Here is an 11,499-nt window from a genome sequence, read left to right as displayed (position 1 = left end):
TGAATTGACTGATGATGATCAGTTAAGTTAATTTAAAGTTGGCTCTACAAAATGATAAATCAAGTGATCAAAGCTGATGAGAATCGGTGATCAAAGTCATGAGAATACGCAATTGCCTCTGAATGAGGCGTTGAGGTTGTAGAATAACTCGTTCTTTGTAAAATCATGATAAATTACAATTTTTAACTTGTTGTTTTGTTTAATTATTAAATTTACAAAATGGCAGTGTTTTCTCGAGAATAGAGAAATTTTATAGTCTCGTTATACGGAGAAATTGAGATTGAAGAACGTTGAAGCTTTTTTGGTTAATTCTTTTACTGCGAATGGAACTGGTGGAAATCCTGCAGGTGTTGTGCTTGACGCTGATCATTTGTCGAACGAAGAAAAATTACAAATAGCACAAGTTGTTGGTTATTCGGAAACTGCATTTGTGTCTCGAGATAACGAAGCCGATTTTGGGGTGACTTTTTTCACCATAGCAGGTGAAGTTGATTTCTGTGGACATGCCACATTAGCTGCGTTTTCGACAATGCATCAAGACGGAATCATAACTGAAGGTAAATACCTCCAAAGGACTAAAGCAGGTTTACTTGTCGTAACCATAAAGGCAAATGGTCTTATAGTCATGGATCAGAAGCTACCAGAATACCGTGGACAGTTTAGTTATGAAGTTATATCGGGGTTAGTCGGACTAGACTCGAAAGTACTTGAATCGACTCGGTTACCGATTGAGGTTATTTCAACAGGTTTATCTGATATTATTGTCCCAGTCCCATATGGGTATCTCGATAAAATTCAAGTGAATGAAAATCTAACCAGTAGATTCTGTAAAAGGCATGATGTTATTGGTATTCATGCTTTTGAGTTATGTGAAAAAACAAGCATGGTTACAGCAAGTTGTCGTAACTTCGCTCCATTGTTTGGTATTCCCGAGGAGTCAGCGACTGGGAGTGCGAGTGGTGCATTAGCATGTTATTTAACCAAGTATCTTCCTAATAAACATTCGAATAGTTTATTTTCGAGCAAGGTCGGGCAATGGAGTGTATTTCGAGAATTACTGCGTCTGTTGAGTCGAGCGAACAGGGAATTATTAAGGTTAGAGTAGGTGGTTTTGCTCATAAAGTCGGCAGGCAGGAAATTTCCGTATAACAAACGAGTATGGCGTCAATAGTTAATAAATCGTGATTTTTTAGTGGAGGGTTCACAAGCAATTACTCGATCGCAAAACACAGGAAGTTAAGACGTAAAAATATGAACTTTTTTTGCCTGTTATTTATACCAAGTTGATTAAGTTCTTTCCCACTCAGCGAGAATTAAAAGGCTTAGAGGCAAGGCATTGATTGAAGAGAATGGTCATTCCCTTGTCAAAATCAATAACGCCGCATATAAGCCTTTTAAACTCGCCCTTTGGGAGCTCATTAGCAAACTGATAACATCGCAAAATTGAAGAAATATAGAGTAACTATGTTTAATCAATTTTCCTTGTTCTAAGCTCGCTAATGAAGCTCTGAGTTGGGAAGAAATTTAATCAAATTGGTATTATTCTTTACTGTTTCATCGTGTTTTATATTCCTTAATTTTTACCATTCATGTGTAAGCGTCTAGACGCAGTGGTCTAGACGATTAGCTTTCTAGTTTATTGGTTATAAATTACTATTAAACTTACCAATAGCATCAACTACTTCTCTTGCTCCTATTTGTATTTCATTCATTACACTTCCAGCATCATTTGACAGTTCTAAAGCTTTTACTGCCTTATTCATACTTTCGTCAATAAGTAATACAGCTTTATCCGTCAGCTGTTTATTTTCAGATACAACATCAATTATTTCTTCTGTCGCCTTACTGGTTCTAGAGGCAAGTTGCCTTACTTCATCAGCAACAACGGCAAAGCCTCTTCCTTGTTCCCCAGCTCTTGCTGCCTCAATTGCAGCGTTTAGCGCTAAAAGATTCGTTTGATCTGCAATACCACGTATACTCTCAACTAATTCAGATATTTTTCGTGATTGTGTGCTTAGTTCTAATATTCCTTGACTAGCACTCCCCATTTCTTGGGATAATTCATTCATAGTTTGAATAGTAGATTTTATTACTTCAATACCTGTCAAGGTGTCTTTATCTGTTTTTTTCGAGATATCATAGGCAATGTCAGAGGTTTCAGATATTGCCAATTGCCTATCCATTTCATCGGTAATGACAGTTGCAAATTTAGCTACTTTATATAACTGACCTTCATTATTATGAATTGGGTTATATGATGCTTCCAACCAAACGGAATTATTCTGGCTATCAAAGCGTTGGAATCTATCCGAAACATGTTTTCCTGTACTGAGTTTCTGCCAAAAATCTCGATACTTTTGTGTTTCAACTTCTTTGGGATCACAAAAAATCTTATGGTGCTTTCCGATAATTTGCTCTTTCGAATACTTCATTGTTTTAAGAAAGTTCTCATTCGCATCGAGTATTATACCTTCAAGATTAAACTCTATAACGGCGGATGATCGGTTTAATGCGTCTAACATATCTCCTTGCTCTCTGGATCTAGAAATTGTTTGTGTGAGTTCACTAGAATATATAACTAGCTCTACACTGTTAGTTTCTGATATATACTTTGGTTGAATTATCGCCCTGAGCCATATTTCACGATTATCATTTGATAGAAGCTGAATAGCTCCATGCCAATGCTGAGCAGCATAAATAGCGTCAAACATCATTTTGCAGTGATTTTTATCTAAGGATGATTTAACAATATAATCTCGAATGTTTTGCTTTAAAATTCTGCTTTCAGAATAGCCTAGCTTTTCTAAAAACTGTGTTGACACCTCTATAAACTCTCCTTTAGTGTTTAAAGAAAAATAAATCATCTCTTTTTTTAAACCATCATGTATACGATGAAAGCTATCCAGTTGTTTTTCGAGTAAATCAATTCTTGCTAATAATTTTTTATCACGAAAGAGCATTTCATTACTTCCTTAATTTGTTATGGTATTTTATAAATGCAGTTGCAGTTTCAATTATTAAGTAATGTTTTAAGATGCCTTAAAAAGGCTCCATATGGCTTTATTGGTTGAGAAAGTATTTTTAAGTGTGAAAGGTTATTTAGGGTGTTTTGAAACTGTTTATAAGCCATGTTACGTCTGCCATTGTTAAGTTTTTCTGCATTAAGTATAGTTCATCAACATTGAAATACAACACAGCCAAATATAGTCAGCATTTGCGATTTTGTCTAAAATATTATTACAAAACGCTTTGGATTGTAATAAACCTGAGCTCGGCTTACCAAATGTTTTTCTAGCAGCTATTTTTCCTTATCTCTGCGTTAAATTTACTTGCAATAGGCCAGTTATTGACGTGAAATTTGCTTTGAATTTAAAAAACTATCAAGCTAGAGATATATTAAAATAATTTTTACTATTATTTCAATTTGTTAACTATATCCTAAACCGAGTTCAGGTTAATAAGTAAGTTGTGTTCATAATTTGAGCATTTTTCAGAAGGTTAATATGCCCAGCCCTTGTTTTACGCACTGTAAACGCTTAATAATCAATCGTGTGTTGATAATCCATAACCCTACATTTTCTGGTGTAGAGGGGACTAACTATTTACAGTTGAGTTATATTAATCATGGCTTCTCTAGAGTGGCCAGAAGCTTTCAATTCGGTTAAGTAATACTGCCAACGTTGTTCTTGCTCTTTGATTAACAGTACAATATATTCGGTGGTATATATTGCACTGTGTTGATCATCAAAAATAAAGCGAAAACCGTGTTTACCCACATTTTCTATTGTATTGAGTAACACCTGTTTTTTATGGGTTACTAAAGTTTGTTGTTTTGTTGACTTCTGTACGTTGGGGGAGAAAACACGCAAATACTCAAAATCTAAACAGGCAGTGTCGCCATTAATAAAATCTATGGTGATACTTTTTTTATTACTATTGATGTTAAAACATTTAATACGCATAAATAACCTGTTAAGACGATTATATCGTAAAGTAAATTTAAAGAATAAAACGACTTAGATCTTCGTTTTTCACCACATCATCTAAAGTTTTAACAACATAAGCTTTATCAATGATAACTTCTTCACCTGCACGTTTGTCGGCATGAAAAGACAAATCTTCAGTGAGTCTCTCCATCATGGTATGCAAACGGCGAGCACCTATATTTTCTGTTGTTTCATTCACTTGCCAAGCAGCACTTGCAATTGCTTGAATACCATCATCACTAAACTTCACATTAACGCCTTCTGTTGCTAATAAAGCTATATACTGCTCAGTTAGTGAAGCAAAAGGTTCGGTTAGTATTCTCACAAAGTCTTCTGTCGACAATGCCTTTAACTCAACCCGAATAGGTAAACGACCTTGTAATTCAGGAATTAAATCAGATGGTTTTGCCATTTGAAAGGCACCAGAGGCAACAAACAGAATATGATCTGTTTTAATCATGCCATGCTTAGTGCTTACAGTAGAACCTTCAATTAAAGGCAGTAAATCACGCTGTACGCCTTCACGCGATACATCACCACCACTGTTGCTGTCGGCACGTTTACAAATTTTGTCTATCTCATCAATAAATACAATACCGTTTTGTTCCACAGCATAAATCGCTTTTTGTTTTATGTCATCGTGGTTAACAATTTTGGCTGCTTCTTCTTCTTTTAATGCTTTAAACGCGTCTTTAATGGTTAACTTGCGTTTTTTAGTTTTATCGCTCGACATATTTTGAAACATGCTTTGTAACTGTGAAGTCATGTCTTCCATGCCTGGAGGCGCCATAATTTCAACTCCCACTTGTGGGGCAGCTAAATCGAGTTCTATTTCTTTGTCGTCTAATTTTCCTTCGCGTAGTTTTTTACGAAATACTTGACGAGTAGTGCTACTTTCTTCTTCTTTTGTTTCTACGTTACCAAAACCATCTCGAGCAGGTGGCAGCAATACGTCTAAAATGCGTTCTTCGGCAGCTTCTTCTGCTAAATGCTGCACACGATTCATTTCGTCTTCTTTAACCATTTTTATTGCCATATCAGCAAGATCGCGAATAATGGTTTCAACTTCTTTACCAACATAACCCACTTCGGTGAATTTTGTCGCTTCTACTTTAATGAAAGGTGCACGAGCTAACTTAGCTAAGCGGCGAGCAATTTCAGTTTTACCAACCCCAGTTGGGCCGATCATTAAAATATTTTTTGGCGTGACTTCATTACGTAAGGCTTCGTCTAATTGCATACGACGCCAGCGGTTTCGTAAAGCAATAGCGACAGCACGTTTAGCGTCACCTTGACCAATAATGTGGCTATCTAATTCATGGACAATTTCGCGGGGAGTCATATCTGACATTGTTTATTCCTCATGTCGTTTTGATTTATCAACAAGACAATAATATGTTTCAAAAATATAAAGCGTAAAAAGTGATCAAACATAAAACTTACAGTTCATCTATCGTTTGAGAATGATTGGTAAATACACAAATGTTACCAGCGATAGTTAAGGATTTTTCAACGATCTCTCTAGCGCTTAAATCGGTATTTTCTAAAAGTGCTGTTGCAGCTGATTGAGCAAAGTTTCCACCACTGCCAATAGCAATCAAGTCATGTTCAGGCTGAACTACATCACCATTACCCGTAATAATTAAAGAGGCTGTTTCATCTGCCACAGCAAGTAATGCTTCAAGCTTTCGTAGGGCTCGATCACTACGCCAATCTTTCGCAAGTTCTACGGCGGCTTTTGTTAAATGGCCTTGGTGCTGTTCAAGTTTGCTTTCAAAGCGTTCAAATAAGGTAAAAGCGTCAGCTGTTCCGCCAGCAAAGCCAGCGAGTACCTTGTTGTTGTATAAACGGCGTACTTTTTTAGCATTACCTTTCATAACAGTATTACCCAGCGATACTTGGCCATCACCACCAATAGCAACTTTGCCGTTGCGTCTAACTGAAACGATAGTTGTCACATTAACTCCAATCTCAATAAATACATTTTGTTGTAGATAAAGTTGGGATTATTACTGATTTTTCAAGGATAGAATTAATTTTATCCTAATTCTATTGGAATTATTTCCATAGCCAAATTTGACAGCCATTAATTTTGTTGTTGCGTAATTTGTGCTTATCTTCTTCTGCGGCACGTTTTCGTTCATAAGGCCCTAAAACAACTTTATACCACATATTGTTTTTGCCTTGGGCTGTCTGAATTTGACTTTCAATACCAACAAATGCCATTTTAGCTTTGAGTGATTCTGCTTGAGGACGGGTTTTAAAAGAGCCACATTGCATTTTATACGGGCCATTTTGTTTTATTTCATATTGACCCACTTCAACTTTTTTAGTTTTTAAATTTTCTACGTAAGTCCATTTTTCTTTAGGTGGAGCAGGAAGATTTTGTTCTTTTTTCGTAATAGGTTGCTCATTTGCTTGAATTGGATCTTTAGTTAGTGAACTTGTTTTTAAAAACCATAAACCGTATGAGAACCCAACGATTAATAAAATAGCAAGCACACCAATTATTTTAGTTTTTATTGACAATACTCGGGTTGGTTCGGCCGATTTCTTTTTGTAAGGGCTATTTTTTTTCTTTTTCGAAGGTGTTCGGGAAACATAATCTTGGTTTGACATGAACTACAGGGAAGTCGTGAAGAGTGTTAGGTATTTTATACTTAAGTGATTTCTAATTACAAGTATATACGGAATACCTTTATCGGTGATTTGATTTAAAAAGAATAAATTACCAGCTTAAATCAACAGGATCGATATCAACACTCCAGCGAACTTTACTCAACCACTCATTGGCGGGAATTATAGTAAGTAATTGTAATACCGCAAGATGCAGCGCTTTTCTCGATTTTGCTTGTAAGATTAAATGGTAGCGAAATTTGCCAGCTTTTTTCTCCATGGCTGCAGGGGTAGGCCCTGCATATTGGCAATTTTCTACTGTAATTTCAGTTAAAGCCCGTAAGAATTTTTCAGGATAACTCGGGTAATTTGCTTCTGCGCGAAACAAGGCTTGATAAGTAAAAGGCGGTAACATAGCTTGTTTGCGTTCAAGTAAGGCTTGTTTGGCAAAATGTTGGTAACCATTATGGACTAAATCTTGTAATAACGGATGGTCAGGGTAATTGGTTTGTATTAATACTTTACCTGGTTTGCTAGCACGGCCAGCACGGCCAGCTACTTGAATTAACAATTGTGCCATTTGTTCACTGGCACGAAAATCAAAACTGAATAATGCGCCATCTCCATCAAGCACTGCAACTAAAGTTACATCAGGAAAATGGTGGCCTTTGGCAAGCATTTGCGTGCCAATTAATAATTGATGTTTTTTTGCGGTTATTTCTTGTAATAATTTAGTGAGCTCGCCTTTTTTTCGAGTACTGTCGCGATCTATTCTTATCACACTGACGTCTGGAAAAATTTCACTAATACGCTGTTCTAATTGTTCTGTTCCTTGGCCAATTGGCGCAATACGAACGCTACCACAGCTAGGGCATTGTTTTGGTATTCGCTTTTGGCTACCGCAATGATGACATATTAATAATTGTTGCTTTTGATGAAATGTATAGGGTTTATCACAACGTTGGCAATCACAAATCCAATGACATTCTTGGCAATTAATTGCAGGGGCGTAACCACGTCGATTTAGGAATATAAGCGCTTGCTCACCGCGCGCTAATGTTTGCTTAATTTCGTGCTTTAAACTCCCCGATAAACCAAACTCCATTTGTTGTTTAGCCACATCAATTAATGCCATTTTTGCTGTATTACTGGCCCCAGCGCGCTGACGTAATTGATGATACTGATACTTACTTGATAATGCATTTTGGAGCGATTCAAAGCTTGGCGTAGCGCTACCCAGAATTATTGGTATATTAAGCTGTCTTGCACGTAAAATGGCAATATCTCTACCGTGATAACGAAAACCGTCTTGTTGTTTTAATGAGTTGTCGTGTTCTTCATCAACAATAATCATACCGAGTTTATGAAGTGGTGAGAAAACTGCAGAACGTGTGCCAATGATGATAGCTGCACTACCTTGTTGTGCACTCAGCCAAGTGTCTAAACGCTCAGTATCATTAAGGTTTGAATGGTGTAGACAAATAGGTACACTAAAACGTTGTTCAAACCGTAATAGTGTTTGTGGGGTTAAACCTATTTCAGGTACTATGACCAATACTTGTTGATTCTTCGCCAAAACATTTTCCATGGCTTGAAGATACACTTCTGTTTTACCACTGCCTGTTACGCCATCAATTAAATGGCAAGAAAATCGTTCAAGTGATTGACCTATGACTGAAACAATAAGCGCTTGTTCGGTTGATAATACCTGTTTGTTTTTCTCTGATAATTTTTCACTGTGCCATGAAAATAATGAAGGCTCTTGTTTCACCTCCTCTATCAGAACTTTTGTTATCAGCGCATTTAACTGTGATTTACTATAGCCCAACGTGCGTAATTCAGCCCAACTAATGCCTCGATTCTTAGTAATTAACTGATAAAGAGCAAGTTGTTTTGGTGCCTTTGTTTTAATTTGATTTAAAGACTGCTTTTGCGTATCCAATGTAATTTTTTGACTTTGCCAAACCATAGGCGGTTGCAAGTTTACTTTTTTTACCTGTCTTAATAATTTAGGTAAGGCTTGTTGTAATACATCACCAATAGGGTGGTGATAATAATCAGCACATAGTTTTAAAAAGCTGACTAAGGAATCACTTAAGTGAAAACTGTCGTTTAGGCGTTGGCAAATAGGTTTTATTTTTGATTCAATAACGCATTCATTGTCAATTGCTATAACAATTGCAATGACCTTTCTTGAGCCAAACGACACAGCTATGCGCTCGCCAATTTTTATCGCGGGATATTGCATTTCTATGGGCACTTGGTAAGTAAATAGCTGCCGCATAGGAACGGGTACGGCTACTTGTACATATTGTTTGGACACGGCTTATATTGAATGATGATGAAAGCGAGTTATGCTTTATCTTAACGTAAAACACATGAATAATTAATAAGTCTTTTTTTCATGTGTTTTTACCTGCTTTAGCTTGCAGTTAATGCGGTGATCATTTATTATTCGCCCCCATTAATTTTACACCGTATGGTGCTTAGCGTTTTTAAGTTGATTCAACTAAGCGGCTAAGTGGCGATACGCCCAATTTCTCGAAAGAGATATAGAGGTCCCCATGAAAGACGGAATTCATCCTAATTATGTTGAGTTTAAAGCAACTTGTTCTTGTGGCAATGTTATTACAACTCGTTCAACTGCTGGTAAAGATATTCATTTAGACGTATGTTCTGAATGTCACCCATTCTATACTGGTAAGCAGAAAGCTGCTGAGACAGGTGGTCGTGTTGATAAATTCAACAAACGTTTTGGCGCGCTTTCTAAAAAGTAAAGTAGCATCAGACAGAAAAAGAGCAATGATTAGACAGTCATTTTGTACACTCTAATCTTGTTTTTTTGAAAAAGCTTCTGAGAATCAGAAGCTTTTTTTTTGATTTTATTTTTACCACTAATTTTTCAAAAATAGGTTGTATTTACTAATCAATGTGCGGTAAGTGAAACAATTCCAGTTGTCATAACCATGCGAAATAAGCAGGTGAAAACCCAGCAAGCTGGGCATGGAAATTGGGCTGTTTGTATGGAGCTAAAACATCACGATTTTTTGGTGGTGAGCTTATTAAGAGGAAAAACTACCACAAAAGTGGAATAACAATTAGCGTTACTAAAAATACCCAAGCTACTACACCCAGAGAAATCGTAGTATGAGTAATAGATGCTACTTCTAATTCTTCATGCATATGTAGTAAATTTTTTGTTCCGTAGTAGTTTAGGCATATTGAGGTTAACAAACCTAAAAGTACCATACTAATGACAAATAATGGGTTTGGAAGAAATAGTGCAAATGAAGACAGCCACATAGGAACAGCTGAAAAAGATGTTACCGTGAGTGTATTTCTGTAGTCGGTTTCAATTCCTCGAGAAGCAGCAATATTTTTAATAGCCCATGCCATCAACATTACGGTAATAAGTTCTGCAACTAAAAACACAGCAGCGCTTGAAATCCAAACTACTTCATTAGCTGCGGTAAAAAAACTTTCACCGTATTCAAACCCAGCATAGAGGATCATTACTGGTGGTAGTAATGATAATGGTAACACCATATAAAATAGGGTTTTTACTACCGACTGATCAATTTCCTCCCAAGCGGTGTTTGACGTATATAACATTTTTAAATAATAAGGAATGACCATAGTAACCTCTAGTAAACCAGCTAACTGATGAGTTTCTTAACCCAAAGTAGAAGTGCTAGTCTGTTTAAATGACTAATTGATTTTTATAATAAAGCGTTTACCTGATAAGCTTAAGCCTGAATCATACATTACACAAATGAAAAATAATCACAGATAGTATGACAAATAATCATGTTATATTGGTATTAATTGCCTTGATAAATTTGTTCGAGTCGCGCTATATCAGTGATAGTATTAAAAGTACTTAATTTTACGTTATTTTAAAAAGGTTTATCTTGGATATTGAATTTGCGCGGACTTTCATCAAAATAGTTGATACGGGCAGCTTTACTGCTGCTGCGCAAAGTCTTCACCTAACACAAACGGCTATTAGTCGTAGAATACGCTCGTTAGAAGACTACATGGGCTGTCAGTTAATTATACGAAACAAATCGGGTGCTACGCTTACCCCTTCAGGAAGACGTTTTCTACGTTATGCTGTTAATCTGGTACAAACAATGGAACGTGCTCGTCATGATATTGGTTTTGCGCCTGCTTATGATGGTGTGCTTACAGTTGGGGGACGTTTTGGGCTTTGGGACGGGTTATTACTGCGTTGGCTTGAAAAAATAAGTATTGAACAACCCAATATGCAAATAAGAGCAGAAAGCGGCATTGAAGAAGGTTTAATGCAAAACTTGATTGATGGTAGGCTTGATATTGGTATTATGTATACGCCGCAACATCGCCCTACACTTAAAGTAGACTGGTTATTAGATGAAGAGTTGATTCTTGTGAGTACTCAAAAAGTAGCACTAGGATTGGCTAACCCTAATACCTATGTTCATGTAAATTGGGGACCTGAATTTCTTTCACAATTAACAGCTAGCCTACCTGAATTAAGCAGCCCGCGTTTAACTGTTGGCATTGGTTGGTTAGGTTTACAACATATCCTCAATATGGGGGGATCTGGCTACTTTCCTCGTAGACTGGTGTTGGAACTGATTAACCAAGAACGTTTATTTCCTGTTGAATCGGCCCCCTCATTTCAACTTCCAGCCTATGTTATTTACCCTAAATCATCAGATAATGTACTTATAGAATCAGCAGTAAGAGTATTACATAACATAGTCACTGAAATTAACGTTACCTAAAGGAATTAGTTCATAGTCTAAGGTGTAATTTTTATGTCTATAAATACTTTACTTTGAAGAGTAAAGCATAAAATAAAAAATTCAGCTTTAAACCCTTTATTGATTTCTTGCATCTAACTATACAACAA

At 36.5% G+C, this 11,499-nt stretch carries 10 protein-coding genes; 3 read left to right on the top strand and 7 right to left on the bottom strand.

Annotation, left to right across the window (positions count from 1 at the left end):
- Positions 1–274: 274 nt before the first annotated feature.
- Complete coding sequence (locus tag ACE1OF_RS07970; RefSeq protein ID WP_448893754.1) at positions 275–1,105, top strand: PhzF family phenazine biosynthesis protein; 831 nt, start codon at positions 275–277, stop codon at positions 1,103–1,105.
- 538 nt (positions 1,106–1,643) lie between these two features.
- Here the strand turns inward: ACE1OF_RS07970 and ACE1OF_RS07965 are convergent.
- The 6 genes from ACE1OF_RS07965 to priA all read right to left on the bottom strand — a co-directional run bounded on the left by ACE1OF_RS07965 (position 1,644) and on the right by priA (position 8,925).
- Entirely contained in the window at positions 1,644–2,960 is a 1,317-nt protein-coding gene (locus ACE1OF_RS07965) for a methyl-accepting chemotaxis protein (RefSeq protein ID WP_448893753.1), read from the bottom strand.
- Positions 2,961–3,602: 642 nt separating this feature from the next.
- Positions 3,603–3,962, bottom strand: a complete 360-nt coding sequence (locus ACE1OF_RS07960; protein WP_448893752.1) for a gamma-butyrobetaine hydroxylase-like domain-containing protein — start codon at positions 3,960–3,962, stop codon at positions 3,603–3,605.
- 37 nt (positions 3,963–3,999) lie between these two features.
- Positions 4,000–5,337: an HslU--HslV peptidase ATPase subunit gene (gene hslU / locus ACE1OF_RS07955; protein WP_448893751.1), complete on the bottom strand. Its 1,338-nt coding sequence runs from the start codon at positions 5,335–5,337 to the stop codon at positions 4,000–4,002.
- Between the two features lie 88 nt (positions 5,338–5,425).
- Positions 5,426–5,944 (bottom strand): ATP-dependent protease subunit HslV, encoded by a 519-nt coding sequence (hslV, locus tag ACE1OF_RS07950; protein WP_448893750.1) that lies wholly within the window; start codon positions 5,942–5,944, stop codon positions 5,426–5,428.
- Positions 5,945–6,044: 100 nt separating this feature from the next.
- Positions 6,045–6,605 carry an SPOR domain-containing protein gene (locus ACE1OF_RS07945; RefSeq protein ID WP_448893749.1) on the bottom strand — a complete coding sequence of 187 codons (561 nt, stop codon included), beginning with the start codon at positions 6,603–6,605 and terminating at the stop codon, positions 6,045–6,047.
- 109 nt (positions 6,606–6,714) lie between these two features.
- Positions 6,715–8,925, bottom strand: coding sequence for a primosomal protein N' (priA, locus tag ACE1OF_RS07940; RefSeq protein ID WP_448893748.1), 2,211 nt, complete (start codon positions 8,923–8,925; stop codon positions 6,715–6,717).
- Between the two features lie 241 nt (positions 8,926–9,166).
- Here priA and rpmE point away from each other — a divergent pair, with 241 nt between their 5' ends.
- Positions 9,167–9,379: a 50S ribosomal protein L31 gene (rpmE, locus tag ACE1OF_RS07935; RefSeq protein WP_448893747.1), complete on the top strand. Its 213-nt coding sequence runs from the start codon at positions 9,167–9,169 to the stop codon at positions 9,377–9,379.
- Between the two features lie 298 nt (positions 9,380–9,677).
- On the opposite strand, the gene ACE1OF_RS07930 is transcribed toward rpmE, so the two are convergent.
- The gene (locus ACE1OF_RS07930) at positions 9,678–10,238 is read right to left on the bottom strand and encodes a YIP1 family protein (protein ID WP_448893746.1); all 561 of its coding nucleotides are present in this window, start codon (positions 10,236–10,238) and stop codon (positions 9,678–9,680) included.
- A gap of 275 nt (positions 10,239–10,513) precedes the next feature.
- Between ACE1OF_RS07930 and ACE1OF_RS07925 the strand changes: the two genes are divergently transcribed.
- Positions 10,514–11,371, top strand: a complete 858-nt coding sequence (locus ACE1OF_RS07925) for a LysR family transcriptional regulator (RefSeq protein WP_448893745.1) — start codon at positions 10,514–10,516, stop codon at positions 11,369–11,371.
- Positions 11,372–11,499: the final 128 nt, after the last annotated feature.

This window comes from Colwellia sp. E150_009 (assembly GCF_053543955.1).
The sequence above is the reverse complement of the archived record's forward strand: the minus strand, read 5'-3'. Positions and strand labels throughout refer to the sequence as shown.

Bases quoted from the DNA above. Each gene is read 5' to 3' on its own strand.
- ACE1OF_RS07965 (WP_448893753.1), bottom strand. From the start codon at position 2,960: ATGCTCTTTCGTGATAAAAAATTATTAGCAAGAATTGATTTACTCGAA.
- ACE1OF_RS07960 (WP_448893752.1), bottom strand. From the start codon at position 3,962: ATGCGTATTAAATGTTTTAACATCAATAGTAATAAAAAAAGTATCACC.
- hslU (WP_448893751.1), bottom strand. From the start codon at position 5,337: ATGTCAGATATGACTCCCCGCGAAATTGTCCATGAATTAGATAGCCAC.
- ACE1OF_RS07945 (WP_448893749.1), bottom strand. From the start codon at position 6,605: ATGTCAAACCAAGATTATGTTTCCCGAACACCTTCGAAAAAGAAAAAA.
- rpmE (WP_448893747.1), top strand. From the start codon at position 9,167: ATGAAAGACGGAATTCATCCTAATTATGTTGAGTTTAAAGCAACTTGT.
- ACE1OF_RS07930 (WP_448893746.1), bottom strand. From the start codon at position 10,238: ATGGTCATTCCTTATTATTTAAAAATGTTATATACGTCAAACACCGCT.